22 protein-coding genes are annotated in these 22,655 nt (G+C 60.0%); 16 read left to right on the forward strand and 6 right to left on the reverse strand.

All coding sequences use genetic code 11. The annotated features are described in order from the left end of the window. The first annotated feature begins 46 nt into the window (after positions 1-46). From WC529_04915 to WC529_04940, 6 genes are read left to right on the forward strand one after another with little or no spacing between them, the layout of a single operon-like run. Complete coding sequence (locus WC529_04915; protein ID MFA5113620.1) at positions 47-841, forward strand: patatin-like phospholipase family protein; 795 nt, start codon at positions 47-49, stop codon at positions 839-841. A 1-nt stretch (position 842) separates the two neighbouring features. Further along, positions 843-1,349 carry a DNA repair protein RecO gene (recO, locus tag WC529_04920; GenBank protein MFA5113621.1) on the forward strand — a complete coding sequence of 169 codons (507 nt, stop codon included), beginning with the start codon at positions 843-845 and terminating at the stop codon, positions 1,347-1,349. Continuing rightward, positions 1,343-2,539, forward strand: a complete 1,197-nt coding sequence (locus WC529_04925) for an MFS transporter (GenBank protein ID MFA5113622.1) — start codon at positions 1,343-1,345, stop codon at positions 2,537-2,539. The genes recO and WC529_04925 overlap by 7 nt, the downstream gene beginning before the upstream one ends. Further along, positions 2,536-3,462, forward strand: a complete 927-nt coding sequence (locus WC529_04930) for a radical SAM protein (GenBank protein ID MFA5113623.1) — start codon at positions 2,536-2,538, stop codon at positions 3,460-3,462. Before WC529_04925 ends, WC529_04930 begins: the two co-directional genes overlap by 4 nt. Further along, on the forward strand, positions 3,459-4,622 hold the full coding sequence (locus tag WC529_04935; protein MFA5113624.1) for a glycosyltransferase family 4 protein: 1,164 nt from the start codon (positions 3,459-3,461) through the stop codon (positions 4,620-4,622). The genes WC529_04930 and WC529_04935 overlap by 4 nt, the downstream gene beginning before the upstream one ends. Then, complete coding sequence (locus tag WC529_04940) at positions 4,619-5,542, forward strand: NAD-dependent epimerase/dehydratase family protein (protein MFA5113625.1); 924 nt, start codon at positions 4,619-4,621, stop codon at positions 5,540-5,542. Before WC529_04935 ends, WC529_04940 begins: the two co-directional genes overlap by 4 nt. Here WC529_04940 and WC529_04945 read toward each other — a convergent pair. From WC529_04945 to WC529_04965, 5 genes are read right to left on the reverse strand one after another with little or no spacing between them, the layout of a single operon-like run. After that, a complete protein-coding gene (locus WC529_04945) occupies positions 5,517-5,888 on the reverse strand; it encodes a response regulator (GenBank protein MFA5113626.1) in 372 nt (123 codons plus the stop codon). The two genes, WC529_04940 and WC529_04945, sit on opposite strands and share 26 nt — an antisense overlap. A gap of 14 nt (positions 5,889-5,902) precedes the next feature. Next, complete coding sequence (locus WC529_04950) at positions 5,903-7,441, reverse strand: ATP-binding protein (protein MFA5113627.1); 1,539 nt, start codon at positions 7,439-7,441, stop codon at positions 5,903-5,905. Next, positions 7,438-8,460, reverse strand: a complete 1,023-nt coding sequence (locus WC529_04955) for a GAF domain-containing protein (protein MFA5113628.1) — start codon at positions 8,458-8,460, stop codon at positions 7,438-7,440. The genes WC529_04950 and WC529_04955 overlap by 4 nt, the downstream gene beginning before the upstream one ends. Position 8,461: 1 nt before the next feature. Then, entirely contained in the window at positions 8,462-9,052 is a 591-nt protein-coding gene (locus WC529_04960; protein ID MFA5113629.1) for a hypothetical protein, read from the reverse strand. A gap of 12 nt (positions 9,053-9,064) precedes the next feature. Further along, positions 9,065-10,618, reverse strand: a complete 1,554-nt coding sequence (locus WC529_04965; protein ID MFA5113630.1) for a CHASE4 domain-containing protein — start codon at positions 10,616-10,618, stop codon at positions 9,065-9,067. Between the two features lie 74 nt (positions 10,619-10,692). Between WC529_04965 and WC529_04970 the strand changes: the two genes are divergently transcribed. Genes WC529_04970 through aroF form a run of 7 tightly spaced genes read left to right on the forward strand, consistent with a single transcriptional unit; the run spans position 10,693 to position 18,210 of the window. Further along, positions 10,693-11,790: a glycosyltransferase gene (locus WC529_04970; GenBank protein ID MFA5113631.1), complete on the forward strand. Its 1,098-nt coding sequence runs from the start codon at positions 10,693-10,695 to the stop codon at positions 11,788-11,790. After that, on the forward strand, positions 11,768-13,036 hold the full coding sequence (locus WC529_04975; GenBank protein ID MFA5113632.1) for an S-layer homology domain-containing protein: 1,269 nt from the start codon (positions 11,768-11,770) through the stop codon (positions 13,034-13,036). Before WC529_04970 ends, WC529_04975 begins: the two co-directional genes overlap by 23 nt. Then, positions 13,033-14,835: a carbon starvation CstA family protein gene (locus tag WC529_04980; GenBank protein MFA5113633.1), complete on the forward strand. Its 1,803-nt coding sequence runs from the start codon at positions 13,033-13,035 to the stop codon at positions 14,833-14,835. The genes WC529_04975 and WC529_04980 overlap by 4 nt, the downstream gene beginning before the upstream one ends. 34 nt (positions 14,836-14,869) lie before the next feature. Then, positions 14,870-16,294, forward strand: a complete 1,425-nt coding sequence (locus WC529_04985) for an S-layer homology domain-containing protein (protein MFA5113634.1) — start codon at positions 14,870-14,872, stop codon at positions 16,292-16,294. Then, positions 16,291-16,818, forward strand: a complete 528-nt coding sequence (locus WC529_04990; protein MFA5113635.1) for a biotin--[acetyl-CoA-carboxylase] ligase — start codon at positions 16,291-16,293, stop codon at positions 16,816-16,818. Before WC529_04985 ends, WC529_04990 begins: the two co-directional genes overlap by 4 nt. A 14-nt stretch (positions 16,819-16,832) precedes the next feature. Then, the gene (gene aroH / locus WC529_04995; protein ID MFA5113636.1) at positions 16,833-17,183 is read left to right on the forward strand and encodes a chorismate mutase; all 351 of its coding nucleotides are present in this window, start codon (positions 16,833-16,835) and stop codon (positions 17,181-17,183) included. Between the two features lie 7 nt (positions 17,184-17,190). After that, positions 17,191-18,210, forward strand: coding sequence for a 3-deoxy-7-phosphoheptulonate synthase (gene aroF, locus WC529_05000; GenBank protein MFA5113637.1), 1,020 nt, complete (start codon positions 17,191-17,193; stop codon positions 18,208-18,210). On the opposite strand, the gene hflX is transcribed toward aroF, so the two are convergent. Continuing rightward, the gene (gene hflX / locus WC529_05005) at positions 18,167-19,279 is read right to left on the reverse strand and encodes a GTPase HflX (protein ID MFA5113638.1); all 1,113 of its coding nucleotides are present in this window, start codon (positions 19,277-19,279) and stop codon (positions 18,167-18,169) included. The genes aroF and hflX overlap by 44 nt on opposite strands. A 44-nt stretch (positions 19,280-19,323) precedes the next feature. On the opposite strand from hflX, the gene WC529_05010 reads away from it, so the two are divergent. The 3 genes from WC529_05010 to WC529_05020 are packed head-to-tail and all read left to right on the forward strand — an operon-like array spanning position 19,324 to position 22,613. Continuing rightward, complete coding sequence (locus WC529_05010) at positions 19,324-19,710, forward strand: response regulator (protein MFA5113639.1); 387 nt, start codon at positions 19,324-19,326, stop codon at positions 19,708-19,710. A 10-nt stretch (positions 19,711-19,720) separates the two neighbouring features. After that, a complete protein-coding gene (gene gspE, locus WC529_05015; GenBank protein MFA5113640.1) occupies positions 19,721-21,394 on the forward strand; it encodes a type II secretion system ATPase GspE in 1,674 nt (557 codons plus the stop codon). Beyond that, a complete protein-coding gene (locus tag WC529_05020) occupies positions 21,387-22,613 on the forward strand; it encodes a type II secretion system F family protein (GenBank protein MFA5113641.1) in 1,227 nt (408 codons plus the stop codon). The genes gspE and WC529_05020 overlap by 8 nt, the downstream gene beginning before the upstream one ends. Positions 22,614-22,655 lie beyond the last annotated feature (42 nt).

Genomic DNA, 22,655 nt, shown 5'->3' on the forward strand with positions numbered 1-22,655 from the left:
GTTCGGTTGCAAGAGCAATTTCGGTCTGCTACTATGTAATCAAGCAATGGTCTGGTGGCTTTTTAAGAAGAAATCGGTCGGTCTGGTCCTGGGGGGCGGCGTCGCCCGCGGGATCGCGCATGTCGGCGTGATCAGGACCCTCAAGGAAGCCGGCGTGCCGATCGACCTGATCGTAGGGACCTCGTCCGGCAGCCTGGTCGGCGCGGCGCTGGCCGCCGGGCTGGAACAGCAGATGATCGAAGAGATCGTCCTCCGGATCAAGTGGGGGGAATTCTTCAAGTTCGCTTTTTTCCGGCCCGGTTTAGCTTCCGCTGAAGCGATCGAGGAATTCGTCGTCAAATACATCGGCGATTACCGCTTTTCCGACCTGAAGATCCCGTTCGCGACGGTGGCGACCGATCTGCGGACCGGCAACCGGGTGGTTATCAGGGAAGGGCGGATCGCCAAAGCGGTCGCCGCCAGCGCCACCTTCCCCGGCTTTTTCGCCCCCGAGGAATTCCACGGCAAGCATTTGATCGACGGCGGCATTGCCGGTAACGTCCCGGTCGATTCCGCCCGGGAGCTGGGAGCGCAGTACATCATCGCTTCCGACGCGGTGCCGTCCCGCACGGTCAAAGCGGTCCCGGCCGATCCGCTGCAGATGCTCGGCCGTTCGCTCGACATGATCCTGAAGCGGTTGAGCGCCGAGGAGGCTCACCGGGCCGACGCCCTGATCGAGCTCGACATGGAAGAGGACATCTGGCACCTCGATTTCCATAAGGCGAAAAAACTGATCACCGCCGGCGAGATCGCCGCCCACCGGGCGATCAACAAGATCCGGCGCGACCTGAGGCTGCGCTGACATGCCCCCTTTCAAGACCCGGGCGATCAGCATCAAGTCCGCCCCGTTCGCCGAAGCGGACAAGATGGTAACGATCTTTTCGCAGGAGCGGGGAAAGATCCGGGTGCTGGCCAAAGGGGCGCGGCGGGTGCCGTCCCGCTTTGGCGGCCGGGTCGAGAGCTTTACTTACGCCGATTACTACGTCGCCCAGGGGAAGTCGATCGACATCGTCTCCCAGTGCGAGGTGATCGAGTCCTTCCAGAGCGTGCGCGATAATCCGGCCACCCTGCTGATCGGCCTCTATTTCCTGAAGCTGGTCGACTCCGGCACGTCGGAAGGGCAGCACAACCCGGAACTGTTCGACCTGCTGCTCAAAGGTTTGACCGCCCTGAAACAGGGGAAAGACCCGCGCACCGTCGAGCTCCGCTTCGAAAAGGCGTTCATGCGGCGGGAAGGGATCTACCGCGAAGGAGTGGAGCCGAAGTATTGCCTGAGCGAGCATATGGGAGTAGACTTGACCAAATGGTAAAGAGCTTTGGCGCCGTTTTTTCCAACCTCGGCTTCATGCTCCTCTGGCTCGGCCAGCTAACTTCGCAGTTGGCCGACCGGATCTTCGTTTATGTTCTGATGATCATCGTTTACCAATCGACCCGCTCCAACCTGGGAGTTTCTCTGCCGCTTTTGGCCTTCGGGATCCCGTCGGTCCTGGTCGCTCCCTGGGCCGGCGTGCTGGTCGATAAGCTCGACCGGAAAGGGATACTGGTGGTGAGCGACGTGGTCCGCGGCCTGTTAATCCTATTATTGATCCCGCTGATCGCCAAATCGCTTCTCTGGATCTTCCTGGTCAGCTTACTGATCTACACGGCTGCGCAGTTCTTCGCGCCGGCCGAGAGTTCCTCGATCCCCGACCTGGTGGAAAAGAACAACCTGATCGTCGCCAATTCGCTCTTCATGATCACCTGGATGGCGTCTTCGGTCGTCGGGCTTGGACTGGGAGCGCCGATCGTCAACCTGTTCGGCGAAAAGACGACCTTTATCATTGCCGCTACTCTTTATTTCTTTTCCGCGGTGGCGATCGTGCTGATCCCGCTCAAGCCGCACGAGCCGACCAAGACCCGCAAGGAGATCTGGGCCGATATCCTGCTCGGTTTTGAGTTCATCCGGCGCAACCAGATCGTCCGCTACTCGCTTTACAAGCTGTTCGTCTCCGCCGCGGCGATCGCTACGTTATCGGTCCTGGCGATCTCCTATTCCAGCGAGATCCTGAAAATCGGCGCGCAGAACTTCGGCTACCTGATCATCGCGGTCGGCATCGGCATGCTGATCGGGATGGTGACGCTGGAGACGATCCGCCATTACCTGAAAATGGGGACGATCGTGGTCGGCAGCTTTCTCGGTTCCGGCGCGCTCCTGATCTGGCTGGCTTTCGTCCACGACCTGCGCCTGGCGCTGTTCCTGATCATGCTGCTCGGCCTCGGTAATATTTACATCACTTCCAGCATCCAGACCATCTTGCAGCATAATGTGCCCCGGGAGATCCGGGGGCGGGTATTTGGCCTGCAGAACATGCTGGTCAACTCCGCTTTCACCCTGCCGGTCGTCCTGTTCGGCATCGCGGCCGACGTCTGGGGCATTTTGTTCGCCATCCAGCTCCTTGGCTGGATGGTCTTGGCGATGGGCGTGGCGGGCCTGTTCCTTCCTAAATTTAAAACAGTATGACGCCGAGCGTTTGCCACTATTACGTTACCCTCCGCTGCAACGACACCTGCGAGTTCTGCCCGCACTGGCGCGTTCTGGAGAACCAGTACACTAGGGAAGGGACTGAGGGGCCTAAGGAATTGGGGGCTGGGGAAATAGGGGGGAAGCTTAAAGAGATCCGCGCCAAGGGCGTTAAGACGCTCAACATTACCGGCGGCGAACCGCTGCTCAGGGAAGACTTGCCGGAGTTGTTGAAGCTGGCCAAGGAGCTCGGCTTTAGCGTTGAGCTGACGACCAACGGGATCCTCTATCCGGAAAAGGGGCGGGCATTGGCCGGCCTGGTGGATAAGCTGTTCTTTTCCCTTGATTACCCGGTCGCGGCGGAACACGACCGGAGCCGCGGCGTAGAATGTTTCCATACCGTCCTGGCGGCGCTCGAATACGCGAGGACCCTGGGCCAGCAGCCGATCGTCAATTACACTTTGACCCGCGACAACATCCGGTTCCTGCCGGAGATGGTCGAACTGGCGGGGAAGATCAAAGTGTACCTGAACTTGAACCCGGTCTACGATTTTAACGGGACGCAGGGCTTTGAGTCGGCCACGATCGACCACATCAAATATTACGCCCGGCGGCGCCACGTGTTGGTCAACTACGCGCTGCTGGAGTTCGTCCGGAGCGGCGGCAACCGGGTCTACTTGCCGCGCTGCCGCGCCGCGGAGACGACGGTCACCCTGCTGCCGGACGGCCGGACCGTTTCCCCCTGTTACGATAACCAGGGCGGAGCGCAGGGGAAGGCCGACGTCTGTTCTTCTTGCATGCGCTGGCCGTATATGTTACCATCGTTCGCGAACGGGCTGGATAAATATTTCTGGCTCGATCGCTGGACCGCGCTGGTCCAGCGGCTCTCGGCGAAGCTTGAAACAAGGAGGAAACTGACATGAAGATCGTGATGCTTTCCCCGTATTTCTATCCCCACACCGGCGGCACCGAAAAGTACGTCCGCGACCTGGCGACGGCGATGATCCAGGAAGGGCACGAGGTGACGGTGATCACCAATAACCTGCCGAAAGCGAAGAACGCCCCGGCCCACGAGACCCTGCCCGAAGGGATCAAGGTGATCCGGCTCGACGCGGTCGACCTGTTCAGCTACCTGCCGACCAGCTTCGGCCAGTTCAACCTGAAAATGTTGGAGGGGTACGATATCGTCCACGTCCACGTCCCGGCCTTCAGCTTCCTCCGCTCGGTGGCCGGCAAGATCAAACAGCCGCTGATCGTCACTTATCATTGCGACGTGACCGTGTCGGAAAAATATTTCGGCGTCCCGGTCCCGCAATGGCTGGTGCCGGCGTTCGAAGGGGCGAACAACCTTTACGCCCGGACGCTGCTGAAGAAAGCGGACATCGTCTACAATACGACCGAAACTTACGCCGAGACCTCGCCGGTCCTGAAATACCTGCCGCGCCGCTCCATTCCGATCGGCTACTTCTACGAGAAGGTCGATGAGACGCAAAAGAAGATCGGCATGACGCTGGACAAGAAGAACCCGCGCCAGCTCCTGTTCCTCGGCCGCCTGGCGGGGAACAAAGGGTGCGACTACCTGGTCAAGGCGATGCCGCAGGTCCTGGCCAAATTCCCCGACACCAAACTGATCATCTGCGGGGATGGGGAGGAGAAAGCCCACATCCTCGACCTGGTCACCCAGTTCAACATCGGCCAGTCCATCACCTTCCTCGGCACGGCGACGTTCGAAAAGCTGATCGAGCTTTATTACACCTCGATCGCCTACGTTTTTCCGTCGATCAACCGGCTGGAAGCGTTCGGCATCGTCCAGCTCGAGGCGATGGCGAACTACACGGCGGTCATCTCTTCCGACATCCCGGGGCCGAACGCGGTGATGGAAGTTGGAAAGTCAGGTTTACTGGTGCCGAAGCAGAACCCCGAAGCGCTGGCCAACGCCATCATCCAGCTGCTCTCCGACCCGGAAAAGGCCAAGGCGATGGGCAAGCGCGGCCGGGAATTGGTCGAGACCAAGTATAACTGGAAGACGATCGTCAAACAGGTCGTCGGCCTTTATCAGGAAGCGCTCGCCAAGAAGAAATGAGGATCCTGGTCACCGGCGGGGCCGGTTTTATCGGCTCGAACGTGGTCGACGCCTACGTCGCGGCCGGCCACGAGGTCGCGATCGTCGATAACCTCTCGACCGGCAAAAAAGAGAACCTCAACCCCCGGGCCAAATTTTTCCAGGCCGACCTGACCGCTCCCGAACTGGCCAAGATCGTGGCCGACTACGCTCCCGAGATCATCAACCACCACGCGGCGCAGATCGATGTCCGCAAATCGGTCAGCGACCCGATCTATAACGCCCGGGTCAATGAACTGGGGACGTTGAATCTGCTGCAAGCGGCCGTCCAGGCCAAGGTCAAGAAGATCGTCTTCGCCTCGACCGGCGGCGCGATCTACGGCGAGGTCGAGAAAAAGGCGGGGGCCGACGAAAAACATCCGCAGGAGCCGATCTCGCCCTATGCCATCACCAAACGGTCGGTCGAGATGTACCTCTACGCTTATAAGGTCAATCACGGGCTGAACTACACGGTGCTGCGCTACGGTAACGTCTTCGGCCCGCGGCAGGACCCGCTTGGCGAGGCCGGGGTGATCGCCATCTTTTGCGGTAAAATGCTCAAAGGGGAAACGCCGACCATTTTCGGCGACGGCGCGCAGCTGCGCGATTACGTCTATGTCGGCGACGTGGCGGCCGCTAACCTGTTGGTCCTGGAAAAGGGGATGGGTGAAACGTATAACATTGGGACAGGGAAGGGGACCTCGGTCAACCAGTTGTTCGCCGTGCTCAAGGAGCTGCTGAAGTTCCCGGGCGACGTTGTCTATGCCCCGGCCAGGGCGGGAGAGCTTTTCCGGAGCGTGCTGAGCAGCCGGAAGATCAAGAAAGAACTGGGCTGGAAGCCGCAATGCGGCGTGAAGCAAGGTTTAAAGCAAACCCTTAAGTGGTACCGAGATGTTTCTTGACGACCTCGAGCAGCTTGAACGGATCGAACGGCTTGGAGATATAACCGTTCGCCCCTTTGCCTAACCCCGTTTTAACGTCTTCGTCCGAAGCTTTGACCGAGACCATGATGACCGGGATGTCCTTGGTCTGCTCGTTGGCGCGGAGCCGGCTGCAGACCTCCAGCCCGTCGATGCCGGGGAGCATGATGTCGAGCAGGATCAGGTCGGGCTTTTCCGAGAGCGCCTTTTCCACGCCCAGCAGGCCGTCGGCGGCGATCACCGCCTGATAGCCTTCCATTTCCAGGATCTCAGCGATCATTTTGGAAGTTGCCGGATAATCTTCAACGATCAAAACTTTCTTTGCCATGTTTACACCTCGTATTATAGCACAGGAAGAGTGAAAACCGCCCTGGTCCCTTTGCCCAAACCTGCCGATTCCAGCCAGATGCGGCCGCCGTGCAGCTCGACCAGTTCCTTGGCGATCGGCAGCCCCATCCCCATGCCGCCGGCCGCCCGGGTGACCGAGCTGTCCACCTGGTAGAACTTCTCAAAAACGCGCGCCAGATTATCGGCCGAGATGCCGGAGCCGTTATCGAGCACTTCGACGCGGAGCGTGGAGTCTTCCTTCAGCGTGCGGATCGTGATCGTGCCGTGCTCGGGACAGAACTTCAGGGCGTTGCCGACCAGGTTGGACAACACCCGCTTGAGCTTGATGACGTCGCCGGCGATGGTCGGCAGGTCGGGTTCGATCTGCGTCACGATCGCGATCTGTTTTTCGTCCGCCTGGATCTTCATGGCGTCGACCGTCTCCTCGACCACCGTCCGGATCGAGAGCGGTTCCTTGCTGAGGGGGATCTTTTTGCCCAGTTCGATGCGCGACAGGTCGAGGATGCTGTCGATCAGCGAATGGAGGTGTTCGCTCTGGCGGGTCAGGACGTCGATCGCCTTGCGCTGCAGTTCGTTGAGCTCGCCCATCTTGCCGGAGCTCAGCAGGGAAAGATACCCCTTGATCGGCGTCAGCGGCGTCCGCAGCTCGTGCGAGACCATAGAGAGGAACTCGGTCTTCATCTGGTCCAGCACCTGGAGCTTGGCGATATCGTCTTTCAAGTTCTTCATCATGTGGAGGATAGCCTTGCGGCTTTCCTCCAGGTCGGCGGTCCGCTCTTTGACCTTAACTTCCAGCTCGGACTTGGCCAGTTCCAGCTCGGTGGTCCGCTCTTTGACCTTGATCTCCAGGTCGCCTTTGGCCCGATCCAGATCATCCATCAGATTGATCAGCGCTTTGCGCGCTTTTTCGGACTCGTCCCGGCTCGCTTCGGATTCTTTAAGCAACCGCATCGTTTCCGCGATGTTGTTTTTCATGATCCGGCTCAAATTGCCGCTGATTATCGCGCTTAAAAAATTAAAAAGGAAAATGCCGGCGAGCAGGGAGGTTAAATAGAGACTGTCTCTCCAGAATTGCCAATAATAATGAGGGTAACGGAAAAAATTAAAATGGGGGATCACGCCGTAATAGTCGAGCCCGACGATCAGGCTTGCCGACAAGGAGGCGAAGGCGGCGTAAATGACCGCGGTCCGCAGGTTGAAGATGTATCCGGCCAAAAATATCAAGATCACCGGCAAGAACCACCAGGGATTTTCCGCCCCGCCGTTCAGGTACAGGAGAAAAAAGGTCAACAGCAGGTCGGAGATGAAGATCGCGTGCAGGAGCGGGAGCTGGAAGATTTGGCGGCGCGACTGCCGTTCCAGGGCCAGCGTCAAGAGAACGGAAAACAGGAGCGCGTAGCAAATGACGTAGAACCTGGCGAACAGCAGGGTCCCGATCGCGAGCAGAAATGTTTCTGCCGACAAAATGGCCGCCAGCGCGACCCATTTGAAAACCAGATAGGACCTTGCTTTTTGTGCCAACTGATCGTTCATGTTCGGTATTTCGACTTTCTGCCCATTTCGCCCAACAGGCCGTTGACCTCTTTTTTCAGCTCGATCATGTCGACCTCCCGGCCGATCATGAAGCGGTTCATTTTTTCCAGCTCGGCCGCCCTGGTCCTGACCGCCTCTTCCGCCAGCAGCCGGGTCAAAATGCCGCTCAGTTCGCGGGCGATTGCCAGCAGCAGCTCTTTTTCCTCGGACGAGAAAGCGTGCTGGGCGCGATTGACGATGTTCAGGGAGCCGGAAACTTTCCCGCCGGCCCAGAGCGGAACGCTGGCGATGGAGGTAAACCCGTATTTCTTGGCGCGCTCGGCGCGCAGCAAGGCGTATTGGTCCTGGAAGAGCGGTACTCCTTTGACCAGGACCGCGGCATAAGAAGGCTCGTTGAGGTTGACCAGGCGGACCTCGCTGACGAATTCGGCCGGCAGGCCGCTGGAGCAGCGGAGCGTCGCTTGCTTGCCGTCCGGATCGACCAGGTAAGCGCCGCCGCCGTCAAACCGCATCAGTTTCAAGACCATCGTCATCGCTTCCGCCAGGAGGGCGTCGGGCGAAGAAACTTTGTTGCCGAGCAGGACGATCCGGTTCAGGATCTCCAGCTGCCGCTGGGCCCGTTTGCTCCGCGAGAGGTCGATGATCGAGACAAAGAGGCCGAAAATGTCGTTTTCGGCGTTTTTCCGGGCCATGGCCGAGATATTCGCCTGAAAAAGGGCGCCGGCCTTATCGGTCAGGCCGATCTCCTGGTCAACGACCAGGCCTTGCGACAGGGTCAGCTTGATGAGCTTTTTTAGCTCCTCCGGAGCGGGCGACAGCTCGTAGAAAGAACGGCCGATCAACTCTTCCTTGGAGTAGCCGAACAGGTCGAGGAGCGCCTGGTCGGCGTCCATGATGATGCCGAGCGGGTTAGCGTAGGCCAGGGGGGTGGGGAAGAATTTCCAGAGGTCCTCGATGTAATGTTCGAGCTCGGTGATCTCCGATTGCGCCTCGCTGTTCGCTTCGCTTTGCTCGTTCATTTTATTCCCAATAGATCTTGTATTCGTGGAAAGGCGCTCCCTGGAAAGAACACTGGGATTCTTCGATCCGCGTGGTCTTGACCACAAAACTGCTGATCCCGATAAAGTAGCCCTCTTCATACTTACAGATGATCGGATGCAGCTTCAAACCTTTCAACCGCAGGACCAGGATTTTCGCTTTCTCGTCGAAGCTGACCAGTTCGAGTTCCCCGATCGTCCAGTGCTTTTTCCAGTAGACCGGGGCGTTGCGGAAAGTTTGGGAGAGCGACAGGAAGAACTTCATCAGTAATTTGACCAGGAACGAGTATTTGGGCGCTTCCCTGCCCATCGCCTTGATCTGGTCGTCGTCAAAGCCCAAAACTTCCTTGATCGCCAGGAGGGAGATCGGCCGCAGCCCGGCCGGGTACCAGGTCATGGCGTCGATCTTTTCGTAGTCGATCGGCGTGCCCCAGTCCTTGAGCCGGGCCTCGACTTTTTTCAGCGTGTCCGGGCCGAAGTGCCGTTTGACGTATTCCCGGTCGGTCTGCAGAGTGGCGCCCCGGACCTGGCCGGCGGTCTGGCTGAGCTGCTGAATCTCTTCCCTGGTCGTCATTCCCTTTTCCCCCTATTGGTATTTGGGCAACCGACCCAATTCTACCCGGAGCGTGTCGATCTCTTTTTCCAGCTCGATCATCTTCAGCTCGCGGCCGACCACGGTGTGCTGGAAGTCCTCCAGTTCCTTGATCTGCTGCCGCATTTTTTCCGCGGTCTGTTTCTGTTCGGAGATGTCGCGGATCATTACCAGGACCATTTTTTCGCCGCCCAGCTCCAGCAGTTTGGTGCCGACCTCGACCGGAAATATCTCGCCGTTCTTCCGTTTATTGGCCCCTTCCACGAAGAAGCTCCCGCTGACCAAGGTTTGCTCGACCAGGCGGGGGAATCCCCTGGCTACTTCGGGCGGCACCAAGTCGTACGACTTCAGGTGAAGCAGTTCCTCCCGGGCGTAGCCGGTCATCTGCGCGGCGGCCGGATTGCAGTCGACGATCGTCCCGTCGAGCTTTTCCAGATAGATCGCCTCCGGGATCGAAGCGAAGAGTTTCTCGAATTTATTCTCGCTTTCCCCCTGTTTTTTCTCGGCGAGATTGACCGCGTCCAGCGCTTCGTTGATCTGCCGGGCCAGGACCGCCAGCTCGTCGTTGCCGGATGCTTTCAGGCGAGTGGTCGGATCGCCCCGCCGGCTGATCTTGACAACTTCGCCGCTGAGCGTGGCGAGCGGGGCAAGGATGATCCTTTCCAGGATCAGCAGGGAAAAGACAATGATCAGCAGGCCGATCACCATGATCATGACGGCGAAAGCGATGATCGTTTGCTGGCCCTGCCGGTAGATGTCGCGCGGGGCGTCGACCTGGATCAGCAAGGCCGGTTTGCCGTGCAGGTCGGGATACAGGGAATACCCGGCGACCAGGTTGCCGCTTTGCGGCCTGATCTGGTATTGGCCGAGCTGCAGTTGCTTTAAAGCGCCGCCTTCCAGGGCAGCGAGGGAATCTTCCCGGACCGGCAGGAGGTGCATGTTCACCTGGATCTGGTTGATGAATTGTAATAAAAGCGCCTTGTCCAGGAAACGGCCGACGATCAAGGTCCCGTTGGCCGGCCCTTTCAGTTCGCTGGTCAGGATCGGCACGGCGGCCAGCAGTAGCGGCCCGGTTTTCAGCAAGAGAACCCCTTTATTGGCTCCTTGCGGATCGGGCAAATCCATGATCGGGTGCCCCGGCCGCAGGTGCGCGGCCAGATCGGACGGTACGGGCACGGCTTCCGCCTTATCCAGGTCAAAACATTTGGCGAAAACGATCCGCTGATCGCGGTCCAGGAGAACAAATAAGCTGACCTTGAGGTTGGTGAAAGTGGAATCGGTCATGTTGTTCTTGATGTATTTCTCATTCCGGTCGCTGATATATTGGTAGGTGTCGTCCCAGTGGGAATAATCGGCGGTAATGCGGATCAGTTCGTTAAGGCGGCCGTTGATCGCGATCTCCGCCCTTTTGACGTCGAGGATCACGGCCTGCCGCTCGTTGCGCAGAGCGTTGGTCAGGAGAAAATAATGGGTGGCCAGGAAAATAAGCGCGATCGACACGAGCAGGCCGAGACTGACGATCAGCATTACCTTGCGGCGCAGGGTCATTTTCTCCTCCTCAGCGGGACTTGAGCGCATTTTACCCTTTGGCTAACGAGGTTGCAAGTGCTATAATTGGCGACATGAAAAAGAAAATCCTCTATCTCTTTTCCGACACCGGCGGCGGGCACCGTTCGGCGGCCGCCGCCGTCATGCGGGCGGTCGAGCAGCTGAAAAAGGACGGCCCGCACCAGGAGATGGTCGACGTTTTTGCCGCTTGCTCCGGGTTCCTCAACATATTCGCCAAGATGTACGCGCCGGTCATCAAATATTCGCCCAAACTGTGGGGCCAGCTGTATTACTGGCTCGACGACGAGCGCAAACTGGAACAGCTGGAAAAACTTTCCCGGCCGTTCATCCTGAAAGAGCTGAAAAAAATGATCCTGGAGAAGCGGCCGGACGCGATCGTTTCGGTCCACCCGCTGGTCAACCATTTAACGGTCAAGGCGATCCGCGAGTCCGGCCTCAGCATCCCCTTTATCGTCGTCATTACCGATCCGGTCACGCTCCACCGCGCCTGGGTCACCGCCGACGTCGACCGCTGCATCGTCGCCACCCCGGCCGCGAAGAAGATGGCGATCAAATACGGGATGCCGGAGCGGAAGATCAAGGTCATCGGCATGCCGATCGACCCGAAGTTCATGGTCAAAGCGGAAGCGAAGGTGAAGAGCAAGGCCAGAGGCCTGTTCACGATCCTCCTGATGGGGGGCGGCGAGGGGGCCGGCGGGATGGCGGAGATCATCGAGGAGTTCGAGCGGACCGGCTTCAAGGGCCGGTTGATCGTCATTGCCGGGCGGAACAAAAAACTGGAAACGCAGCTGAAAGCGCGGAAATTTTCTTTTAAGATGACGGTCCTCGGTTTCACCGATAAGGTGCCGGAGCTGATGGCCGAGTCGGACCTGATCGTGACCAAGGCCGGCCCCGGCACGATCGCCGAGGCGATGGCGATGAGCCTGCCGATCATCATCACTTCCTGGCTGCCGGGGCAGGAAGAGGGGAACGTCGAGTTCGTCGTCCGGGAGAACGTCGGCCGGGTCAGCAAGGACCCGCGGCGGGTGGTGGAGCTCGTGCGGGAGATCCGCGAGAGCAACGAGTATAACGAGATGAAAGAGAACATCAAGAAGGTCAGCCGCCCGCAGGCGGCGCTGGACATCGCGCGTGAGATCGTTCGTTACCTTTAGCCTGCTTTTCCTCCTGATCGCTCCGGCCGCCGCCCAGGAAAAATACCTGCGCGACGTGCCCGAAGGCCACTACGCCTACGACGCGGTGAACGACCTGGTCCGGCGCGGCGTGACCGGCGGTTTCCCCGACGGCACTTACCGCGGCAAGAAGAACATGAGCCGCTTCGAGATCGCGGCGTTCATTTCCAAGTTTTCCCAGTCCTTCAGCCGGCAGCGCGGCGCCAGCGAAAAACTGGTGGCGGAGCTCCGCTCGGAGCTGGCGCTCATCCAGGCCGACGCCGACCGGCGGAAAAAAGCGACGCGGGTGGAAGCCGACCTGCTCGGCCAGTGGCGGGCGGCGCGGGCGGCGGCCAGGCGTGGCGGCCGCGCCGATTACCGGCTGAAGACGGCGATCATCCGGAACTTTTCCGACCTGGCAAGTTTCCGGCTCGACCTGGATACGATGGACGCCGGCTACGATAACGGCGACCGCGACCTGGCGCGCGAACTGCTCGACTTTGCCGGCGAGGTCAAGCTGGGGCCGGGGGCCTTGCGCGTGACGGAGGGGCCGGGCGACGTGCCGCACAAGGACGACGGGCTTTTTCCCGGCGAGGAGGGGACCAATTACCGGCGGCCGCGCCGGAGCGCCGCCTACGGCGGCCGGGTCGGCCGGACCGATTTCGCGCTGACGCACCAGACCCGCTCGACCGCGCCCGACGGCGTGCTTGGCCTTGAGGAAGTTAGCCTGGAGCTCGGCCAAAGCTTTGACTATGGCCGGGCGGCCGTTATGCCGCGGACTTTCCGGAGCAACGGCGTCCAGCGAGATAACCGGATCGACCTGACGGCCGAGCTCCGGCCGTTCCCGGAGCTGGCCGGCACGGTCCTGCTCGGCGTCGGTCAAACGGCCGATTACCCGCACGGGCTCTATCTGCGCGGGGAGGTCGGCTACCGCGGCCTGCTGACGCTCGTCGCCCAAAAGATCGGCGCGCGCTACCGGGAGAACGCCAGCTACGACATTTTTGACGTCTTTGACCGTGCCTTGCCGGACGGATCGACAAATTTCGGTTTAGCCCTGGGGTTCGGCGCGGAGTGGTTCGCCCGCGCGCAGGGGGACTGGACGACGCCGGGCGACGCGCTGACGACCGCCTGGCGCCTGGGCCGGAACCTTGACGATCATTACGCCCTGCAGCTGGTCTATCAGACGTACAACAGTACGGCGGTCAGTTTTTCCCAAGCGCTCGGCCTGGAGGCGAACATTAAGATATGAACATCGCGGTCTTGCTTTTGATCACGGCCCCGCTCTTTGTCCTGGCTTACTTTTGGTACGGCGGTTTTCTGGCCCGGGTGCTGGGGACCGACGACCGGCGCCGGACCCCGGCGATGGAGATCAACGACGGGGTGGATTATGTCCCGACCAAGACGCCGGTCATCTTTGCCCACCATTTTTCCGCCATTGCCGGCGCCGGGCCGATCGTCGGCCCGACGATCGCCCTGTTCTACGGTTACTTGCCGGTCTGGCTCTGGATCGTGGTCGGTGCCGTCTTTTTCGGCGCCGTGCACGACTTTACCGCGCTCTTTATCAGCGTCCGGGAGCGGGGACGCTCCATGGCGGAAGTGGCGGGACAAACGCTGGGACGCTCGGGCTTCGCGCTCTTCATCTCTTTTACCATCATCATGATCGTCCTGGTCACTTCCGCTTTTCTCGGTTTGACCGCGAAGGCATTGACCTCGTTGGCGCCGCTCAGCATCCTGGGGGCGGTGGCAGGCCAGGGCCTGGTCAAAACGGTCCTGGTCGACGGGGTAGAGTGCGCCCGGATCGGCGGCATCGCTTCGACCTCGACGATCTTCATTACGCTGCTGTCGCCCCTGATCGGTTATTTCCTTTTCATCAGAAAAGCCAACACGACCCTGATGTCGGTCCTGGCCGGGTTGGTGGCGGTCGCCAGCATCCTTCTCGGTTTCGCGTTCCCGCTGACGATCGATTTCCGGCTCTGGATGGTCATTTTATCGCTCTATACTTTGCTGGCTGCCGGCGTACCGGTTTGGGCCATACTGCAGCCGCGCGACCTGGCCAATGTCCAGATCTTGTACGCCGGGATCGTCCTCCTGGCGCTGGGGATCGTCAGCTGCGCGGTCGCGGGAGTAACTTTTACCGCGCCGGCCCTGAACCTGTGGCCGGCGAACAACAGCCCGGCGCTCGGTTTTATCTGGCCGGTCCTGTTCATCACGGTCGCCTGCGGGGCGATCTCCGGTTTTCACGCGCTCGTTTCCGGCGGCACTTCGGCCAAGCAGGTGGAGAAAGAATCGCACACCAGGGCGATCGGTTTCGGCGGCATGCTGCTGGAGGGTTTTCTTTCGGTCTGCGTCGTTTCCGTGGTGGCGGCCGGCTTGCAATTCACCGATTACGTCAATCTCGTTTTTCCGGCGGAGATCGCCCGGTCGAACCCGATCCTCGCCTTCGCGCTCGGCGCCGGCAATATCCTCAACCGCGGGCTCGGCATCCCGCCGGAGATCGGCGCGATCTTCGGCATCCTGCTGGTGGAAGGGTTCGTCATCACGACACTGGACACGGCGGTCCGACTCAACCGTTATCTGTTCGAGGAACTGTGGGGGCTGATCTTCAAAAAGGTCCCCCGGCTTTTGCGGGCTTATTGGTTCAATTCGTTCCTCTCCGTCGCCTTGATGCTGTTCCTCGGCTATTCCAACGCCTACATCACGATCTGGCCGATCTTCGGGACCGGCAACCAGCTGCTGGCGGCGCTGACCCTGATCGCCGTTTCCGCCTGGCTGATGGTCCGGGGAAAACCGGCCTGGTTCACGGTTTGGCCGGCGCTTTTCATGATCGCGACCACTTTCGCGTCGCTGCTGCTGCTCTTGTTCACCAAGTACCTGCCGGCCGGGAATTACCCGCTGGTCGCGGCCGATCTGCTTCTTTTGGCCTTGGCTTTCGGCATGGCGGCCAAGGGAGCGCAATTGTTCATTAAACTGAAAAGAGGGGCGCGCTTCAACGCTAAAACGCTAGAACAACAGGCGCAGGATAAACTGGGGGACGAGTTGCATATTTAAGTCGCAAAGTGCTATACTAAAATATCGGGATAATATGCGAAAATATCTGATTTTATTGTTCATTGTCTGCCTGACATTGCCCGGCCTGGCCGAGAATGCCGAAAAAACCTTTAAGCTCAAAGACCTGCCCGATGACCACTGGGCCGCTTCCGCCGTGTACGACCTGGTCAAGCTCGGAGTGACCAAGGGATATCCCGACGGCACTTTCCGCGGCGATAAACCGATCAATCGCTACGAAGCGGCGATCTTTTTGTCCAAACTGGCCAAGTCGATCGGCAGCGACGATCTCAAGGCGGAGATCAAACAGTTGCGCGACCAGGTCGTGGTCCTGCAGCAGGCGCCGAAGGAGGAGCTGGTCGTTACCGGCCATTACGAGGGGGACTGGAAAGCGGGCAACGTGCTCTCGTCCAGCGGCGCCTCGCGCGAAGGGGTGGCCAATTACCGCCTGAAAATGACGGCCAAAAAAGAGCTGAGCGAGAACGCCGACATCAAGATCAACCTCGACACGATGGACTACGGTTATTTTGACGACGGCTCGCTGGGCCAACCGGGGCGCGGTTTGCTGGCGACCGACCTGCTCGACATCGAATCGAACATCAATCTGAACCTGTCCGACTGGCGGTTAGCGCACCCGGTCGCGCTGAAATTGACCTACGGCCCCGGCGCCAAGCAGCACGCCGCCGATCCGACCGGCGCTTTTCCGAGCGAGATCGGCACCACTTTTGTCCGCCCGGAGACCGGCATCCTGGCCTCGACCAAGCTGTTCGGCGCCGACGTCAAGGGGGGCTATTACTCGCTGCAGAGCGCGACCCTGGAAACATCGGGCCAGATCAACACGAGCCGGATCACCGGCGGCCTCGGCTTTACGCTCGAGCGCTTTCTTCTGGCCAACGCGCTCCGGATCGACCTGACCGGCGATTACATTTCCAGCGGACTGTTCTCCTCCAACGAACGGAGCATTAAAGCCAAGGTTGACCTGCTGGCGCCGCTGGGGGACAAAGCGCAGGCCAGTACGACGATCGGTCTCGGCAAAAAGAACAGCCAGATGATGGTTGCCGGTTCGCTGGCCTTGAACGACCTGTGGGAGACCGGCACGGTGTTGACCGTTAAGCTGGCCAAGATCGGCGCCGAATACATCGATTCCCGTTTTGCCGGCGAAAAGTTCGACCTGGCCGGCTACGATTATTTTAACCGGCCGTACGAGAACGCGACCGTCAACCTGGGCGGCGAACTGGTGCAGATCGTTTCCGATAAGGCCCAGCTGGTCGGTAAGGGCGACGTCCGCCTGGCCGGCGACTACCAATACCGGGGACCGCTCGCGCGGTTGACCGCCCAGGGCGGCATCCGGTACAACCTGGCGCCCAACGTGAACTTTGACGCCGCTTACCGCGTTTACCACGACAAGGCGCAAAACGATACCAGCGACCTGGCCCAGGTCGGCCTGCTTTATAAATTTTGATCATCGGCAAGAAGGTCGTCCGCCTCGCCCAAGTCGATTCCACCAATGAGGAAGCGCGCCGCCTGATCAAGCAGGGCGAGGGGGAGGGCTTGGTGGTGATCGCCGCCAGCCAGACGCAGGGGCGGGGGAAGCCGGGAAGCCGGTGGCTCTCTCCGGCCGGTAATCTGTATTTTTCCGCGGTCGTCAAACCGTACCGCGATCCGCGCGCGCTCGCCTCGATCACCCTGATCGGCGCGCTGGCCGCCCGGCGCGCGCTGGCCGGGATCGCCCGTTTGACCGTCGTCATCAAATGGCCGAACGACCTGCTGGTGCGGGGAAAAAAGATCGGCGGCGTGCTGACGGAGCGGGTCCCCTCCGGACACCTGATCATCGGGATCGGCCTGAACCTGAACGCCGCTCCCGCTCTCCCCACGGCGACCTCCCTGAAAAAAGAGCGCGGCCGGGGCTGCCGCGTTGACCGGTGCGCGGCGCTGCTGGCGGCCGCCCTGGAGCGGGAGTACCTTGCCTATCTGGGCAAAGTCTGATAATATTTTAGCCAATGTTCACTCGCGGGATCAGAGGCGCGACCACCGTCAAAAATAACGATAAAGCGGAGATCATTGCCGCGACCACGGAGCTGCTGCGAAAGCTGGTAGCCGATAATTCCTTGCCGGTTGAAACGATCGCTTCGGCGCTCTTTTCCGCGACTCCCGGCTTGAACGCGGAATTTCCGGCCGTGGCGGCCCGGGAGATCGGCTGGCAAGACACGCCGCTGATGTGCATGCAGGAGATCGCCGTTCCCGGCGCCCTGGCGAACTGCATCCGGGTGCTGCTGCTGGTCAACACCGAGAAAAAACCGCAGGAAATGAAACACGTCTATCTACGCGACGCCGTCAACCTCAGGAGGTAACTTTTTCATGATCATCATCATGCGGCCGGACGCGACCGAAGAGCAGATCGGCCTGATCTCGGAGAAGCTCAAAAAACACGGTTTTGGCGTCCATCTTTCCCAGGGCGCCGAACGGACCGTGATCGGCGCGATCGGCGATAAATCGGCGATCCAGCTCGAAGCGCTGCAAATGATGCCCGGTGTCTCCGAGATCGTTCCCATCCGCAAACCGTACAAAATGGTCAGCCGGGAATTCCAAAAAGCGGATACGATCGTGATGCTGCCGGGCGGCGTGAGGATCGGCGCCGGCCAAAAGATCGCCGTGATGGCCGGTCCGTGCTCGGTCGAAGGGGAAAAGGAATTTCTGGAGGTCGCGGAAGCGGTCAAGCGGGCCGGCGCGAACATTTTACGCGGCGGCGCTTTCAAGCCGCGCACCTCGCCCTACGCTTTTCAGGGGTTGGGGGAGCAGGGGTTGAAGTTCATGGCCAAAGCGCGGGAGAAGACGGGATTGCCGTTCGTCACCGAGGTCATGGATACCCGCGACGTGGAGCTGGTCGCCCGGTACGCGGACATGCTGCAGATCGGCGCGCGGAACATGGCCAATTTTAATTTGTTGAAAGAGGTCGGCAAGACCAAAAAACCGATCTTGCTGAAAAGAGGCCCCGGGTCGACCATCCAGGAGTGGCTGATGTCGGCCGAATATATCCTCTCGGAAGGGAACAAGCAGGTCGTCTTGTGCGAACGGGGGATCAGGACCTTTGAAACGGCGACCAGGAACACCCTCGACATTAACGCCGTCCCGGTCGTGAAGAAATTGACCCATTTGCCGGTCATTGTCGACCCCAGCCACGGGACGGGCGAGTGGTACTTGGTCCCGGCGATCGCCCGGGCGGGGATCGCCGCCGGCGCCGACGGATTGATGATCGAGGTCCATCCCCGGCCGGAAGAAGCGATGAGCGACGGGGCGCAATCGCTTAAACCTGATACTTTTACCGAGCTGATGACTAGCTTGCGGGCCGTAGCGCAGGCAGTTGGGCGTCAATTGTAGCCAGCAGTTTGTCCAGGTCGGTCCGCTGCAGCGCCGAGACCGCGACCGCCGGCCGATACTTGCTCAAGACCTTTTTTGCCGCTTTGCCTTCCAGCTTGTCGATCTTGTTGAAGACCGTGATCAGCGGTTTGGCTATTCCTCCCAAATCTTCCAGGACCTGGTAGACGGCGGCGATCTGCTGTTCGTAATAATTGCTGGAGAGGTCAACAACGTGGAGCAGCAAGTCGGCTTCCGTCACTTCCTCCAGGGTTGCCCGGAAGGCGGCCACCAGCGAGTGGGGGAGCTTTTGGATGAAACCGACGGTGTCGGTCACGAGGATCGTCCGTCCCGACGGCAGGTACAGGCGCCGGACCGTCGGGTCGAGCGTCGCGAACAGTTTATCCTGGACCAGGACCCCCGCCTTGGTCAGCGCGTTGAGCAGGGTCGATTTGCCGGAGTTGGTGTAGCCGACCAGCACGGCGGAAATGATCCGGCTGGAGCGCCGCTGTTCCCTTTTTAACTGCCGTTCCGCCCGGACCTTTTCGATCTGCTCCTTGAGCTGGGAGATCTTTTTCCGCAGGCGGCGGCGGTCGTACTCCAGCTTGGTCTCGCCGGGGCCGCGGGTGGCGATGCCGCCGCCCAGGCGCGACATGGCGGCGCCGTGGCCGGTCAACCTGGTCAGGAGGAACGTCGCCTGCGCCAGTTCGACCTGCAAGTTGCCTTCGCGGCTGCGGGCGTGCTGGGCGAAAATGTCGAGGATCAGCTCGGTCCGGTCGATCACTTTGATCCCGATCATGTCTTCCAGGTTCCGTTCCTGGGACGGGGAAAGCTCATGGTCGAAAACGGCCAGGTTGGCGCCGGTCGCGGCGATCAACGCCTGCAGCTCGGTGACCTTGCCGGCCCCGATAAAATATTTTGCGTCCGGCCGCTCCCGGTTCTGGGTCAGCGTGCCGACGACCGCCGCGCCGGCGGTGGCCGTCAGCCTTTCCAGCTCGGCCAGCGAAAGGGCGAGGGGAAATTGGTCGCGGGGAAAACCGACGCCGACCAGCAGGGCTTTTTCGATCGCCGGCAAGATTAATTTTTCGCTCATTTTACACTATTATATCACATGTGTTATAATCAGCCGTGTCAACCATGACCGACGCGACACCAAAAAAGATCCTGGTCGTTGACGACGAACCGGACGTTGCCTCGCTCCTGACCCTGATGCTTAAATCACAGGGTTACGCGGTCATCACGGCCGGTGACGGCCAGGAGGCGCTGGAAAAGGCGCGCGGCGAGGCCCCCGACCTGATCCTGCTCGATGTCATGCTCCCCCGCATGGACGGCTACAAAGTCGCCCGCATGCTCAAGTTCGACGAGAACTACAGCCACATCCCGATCATCATGCTCACGGCCAAGATCCAGGACCGGGACAAGCAGACCGGGTTGGAGATGGGGGCCAACGATTACCTGACCAAGCCGTTCGACACCACCGTCCTGCTCGATAAGATCAAAGACATTTTAGAAAAAAAGGGGTAAAATACCGGCCATGGTCGACCAAAGCAAATCGTTGCGCGACAGTCTGGTGAACAGCGGCCTGCTGTCCGAGGCCCAGGTCAAAGAAGCGATCGACGAGGGGCGCCGGACCGGCGAGACCCTGATCCGCAGTCTCTTGCGCAAAGGGATGCTCGATGAAGGATCGCTGATCTCTTTCCTGGAAAAAGAGATGGAGATCCCCCGCGTCGACCTGGGCAGTTACCTGGTCGACCAGCGGACGGTTAACCTGGTCCCGATCAGCATTGCCAAGAAATACCGCCTGATCCCGCTGTTCAAGGTCGGCGACGTGCTGACCATCGCGATGGTCGACCCGTTCGACGTGCTGGCCCTGGACGAGGTCCGGACCAGGACCAAATCGGACGTTGAGCCGATGGTCGCGACGGCCAAGGAGATCGACCAGGCGATCTCCCAGTATTACGGCGTGGCCGGTTCGGTCGAGGACATCCTGAAAGATCTCGGGCCGGTGCCGGAATCCCAGGTCCCGACGGTCGTGGAGGCGCCGGCGGAAGAGGCGCCGATCATCAAGCTGGTCAATACCCTGGTGATGCGCGCCCTGATGGAGAACGCCTCCGACGTGCACATCGAGCCGACCGACCAGCATATCCGGATCCGTTACCGGGTCGACGGCCTGATGCACGACGTTTCCAATACGCCGCTCCACCTTTTATCCTCCATCGTGACCCGGATCAAGGTGATGTCCAAAATGGATATCGCCGAGTCCCGTCTCCCGCAAGACGGCCGCTTTGAACTGAAGGTGGAGAACAAGACGGTCGATGTCCGCGTCTCCTCTTTCCCCACCATTTACGGCGAAGCGATCGTCATGCGGCTGCTCGACAAGAGCAGCGCGATCTTCACGCTCGGGGAACTGGGTTTTAACGAAAGCAACTTGAAGCAGTTCGACGAAACGATCAAGCGGCCGTACGGCATTATTCTGGTGACCGGCCCGACCGGTTCCGGTAAAACGACGACCCTGTATGCCACCCTGAGCCGGATCGTGACCCCGGAAAAGAACATCATGACGGTCGAGGACCCGGTTGAGTACGAATTGGCCGGGATCCGGCAGTCGCAGATCAACCCGAAGGCGGGCATGGAATTCGCGACCGCGCTGCGCTCCATGCTCCGGCAGGACCCCGACGTGATCTTGGTCGGCGAGATCCGCGACCTGGAAACCGCCCGGGTCGCCATTCAGGCGGCGCTGACCGGCCACCTGGTCTTTTCCACGCTGCATACCAATGACGCGGCCGGCACGCTGAACCGGCTGGTCGACATGGGGATCGAGCCGTTCCTGACCTCCTCGGCGGTGGCAGCGGTCATTGCCCAGCGCCTGATCCGGACGATCTGCCCGCGCTGCAAGACCGCTTACACGCCCTTGCCGGAGTTGCTGGAAAAGATCGGCCTGGACCCGAAGAAAAAATACGAGTTTTTCCAGGGCAAAGGGTGCAAGACCTGCCGGAGCACCGGCTATAAAGGCCGGATGGGAATATTCGAACTCCTGACCGTTGATGCCAAGATTCAGGAGCTGGTCCTGCGCAAGGCCAACACCAACGAGATCAAGCAGCAGGCGATCCAGAACGGGATGAAGACGCTGCGCGACGACGGCCTGCAGAAGGTGCTGGAAGGGAAAACCACGATCGACGAAGTGCTGCGGGTGACCCAGCTTGACTAATTTCGCCTACAAAGCCCGCGACCGTTACGGCGTGCTGGCCGCCGGCCGGATGGAGGCCGACGATTCCCGGACGGTCGCCGCGCAGCTCGCCAAACAAGGGTTTACCCCGATCAGTATCGAGATCGACGAAGCGTCCAGCGCCTCCCTGCAGATGGAAAAGGTGATGGCCGTCCTGCAAAAGGTCAAGCCGGAGGATATCGTGGTCTTTACCCGGCAGCTGGCGTCGACGCTGGAAGCCGGCGTTCCCCTGATCAACAGCCTGGATGCCGTAGCGGAGCAGATCCGGAACAACCGCTTCCGCCAGGTCGTCCTGGAAGCGAAAAAAGAGATCGAAGGGGGCTCCACTTTTTCCGACGCGCTGGACAAGCACCGCGACATTTTCTCGGCGCTGGTCATCAACATGATCCGGGCGGGCGAAAAGGCCGGTATCCTGCCCCAGGTGCTGGACCGCATTTCCAACCTGCTGGAAAAGGACATCGAGACCTCCGGCAAGGTCAAAACGGCCACCCGCTACCCGCTGCTGGTCATGATCGCCCTGGTCATCGCTTTCTTTATCATGACGATCTACGTGATCCCGAAGTTCGCCAGTTTTTTCGCCGCTTTCAAGACCGAACTGCCGCTGCCGACCCGGATACTGATGTGGACCAACGAGATCATGATGGGCTACTGGTATTGGATGATCGGCGTCGTTTTTATCACGGCCTACGTGCTGAAAAAGTACCTGGATACCGAAAAAGGCCGCTTGAACTGGGACCGGTTCATCCTGTCCACGCCGGTCTTCGGCTCGCTTTTTTCCAAGATCTACCTCTCCCGTTTCGGCCGCATGCTGGCCGCGATGCTTAATTCCGGCATCCCGATCCTGGAGGCCCTGACCGTGACCGCGGCCACCGTCGAGAATAAGGTGATCTCGCACGTGATCATCGATATCCGGAACGACGTTGCCCAGGGGAAATCCCTGACCGAGCCGATGAAAGGGAGCAAGGTCTTTCCCCCGATCTCGATCTCCATGGTGGCGATCGGCGAAAAGGCCGGAACGCTGGAGAAAATGCTGGACAAAATGGCCGATTATTTCGATCGCGAGATCGACTATACGATCGAGAACCTGACGCCGCTGCTCGAACCGATCCTGATCTTCGGTCTCGGCATGATCCTCTTGGTCTTTGCCCTGGGGATATTCCTGCCGATGTGGGACCTGGTCAAGATCTATAAATCCTATTGACAATCAGTCGGGGCAGAGTATAATCGCACTTGGATGGGGACT

It is taken from the genome of Candidatus Margulisiibacteriota bacterium (assembly GCA_041650855.1).
Taxonomy (GTDB): domain Bacteria; phylum Margulisbacteria; class WOR-1; order O2-12-FULL-45-9; family XYB2-FULL-48-7; genus JALOPZ01.

Bases quoted from the DNA above. Each gene is read 5' to 3' on its own strand.
- WC529_04915 (MFA5113620.1), top strand. From the start codon at position 47: ATGGTCTGGTGGCTTTTTAAGAAGAAATCGGTCGGTCTGGTCCTGGGG.
- recO (MFA5113621.1), top strand. From the start codon at position 843: ATGCCCCCTTTCAAGACCCGGGCGATCAGCATCAAGTCCGCCCCGTTC.
- WC529_04925 (MFA5113622.1), top strand. From the start codon at position 1,343: ATGGTAAAGAGCTTTGGCGCCGTTTTTTCCAACCTCGGCTTCATGCTC.
- WC529_04930 (MFA5113623.1), top strand. From the start codon at position 2,536: ATGACGCCGAGCGTTTGCCACTATTACGTTACCCTCCGCTGCAACGAC.
- WC529_04935 (MFA5113624.1), top strand. From the start codon at position 3,459: ATGAAGATCGTGATGCTTTCCCCGTATTTCTATCCCCACACCGGCGGC.
- WC529_04940 (MFA5113625.1), top strand. From the start codon at position 4,619: ATGAGGATCCTGGTCACCGGCGGGGCCGGTTTTATCGGCTCGAACGTG.
- WC529_04945 (MFA5113626.1), bottom strand. From the start codon at position 5,888: ATGGCAAAGAAAGTTTTGATCGTTGAAGATTATCCGGCAACTTCCAAA.
- WC529_04950 (MFA5113627.1), bottom strand. From the start codon at position 7,441: ATGAACGATCAGTTGGCACAAAAAGCAAGGTCCTATCTGGTTTTCAAA.
- WC529_04955 (MFA5113628.1), bottom strand. From the start codon at position 8,460: ATGAACGAGCAAAGCGAAGCGAACAGCGAGGCGCAATCGGAGATCACC.
- WC529_04960 (MFA5113629.1), bottom strand. From the start codon at position 9,052: ATGACGACCAGGGAAGAGATTCAGCAGCTCAGCCAGACCGCCGGCCAG.
- WC529_04965 (MFA5113630.1), bottom strand. From the start codon at position 10,618: ATGACCCTGCGCCGCAAGGTAATGCTGATCGTCAGTCTCGGCCTGCTC.
- WC529_04970 (MFA5113631.1), top strand. From the start codon at position 10,693: ATGAAAAAGAAAATCCTCTATCTCTTTTCCGACACCGGCGGCGGGCAC.
- WC529_04980 (MFA5113633.1), top strand. From the start codon at position 13,033: ATGAACATCGCGGTCTTGCTTTTGATCACGGCCCCGCTCTTTGTCCTG.
- WC529_04985 (MFA5113634.1), top strand. From the start codon at position 14,870: ATGCGAAAATATCTGATTTTATTGTTCATTGTCTGCCTGACATTGCCC.
- aroH (MFA5113636.1), top strand. From the start codon at position 16,833: ATGTTCACTCGCGGGATCAGAGGCGCGACCACCGTCAAAAATAACGAT.
- aroF (MFA5113637.1), top strand. From the start codon at position 17,191: ATGATCATCATCATGCGGCCGGACGCGACCGAAGAGCAGATCGGCCTG.
- hflX (MFA5113638.1), bottom strand. From the start codon at position 19,279: ATGAGCGAAAAATTAATCTTGCCGGCGATCGAAAAAGCCCTGCTGGTC.
- WC529_05010 (MFA5113639.1), top strand. From the start codon at position 19,324: ATGACCGACGCGACACCAAAAAAGATCCTGGTCGTTGACGACGAACCG.
- gspE (MFA5113640.1), top strand. From the start codon at position 19,721: ATGGTCGACCAAAGCAAATCGTTGCGCGACAGTCTGGTGAACAGCGGC.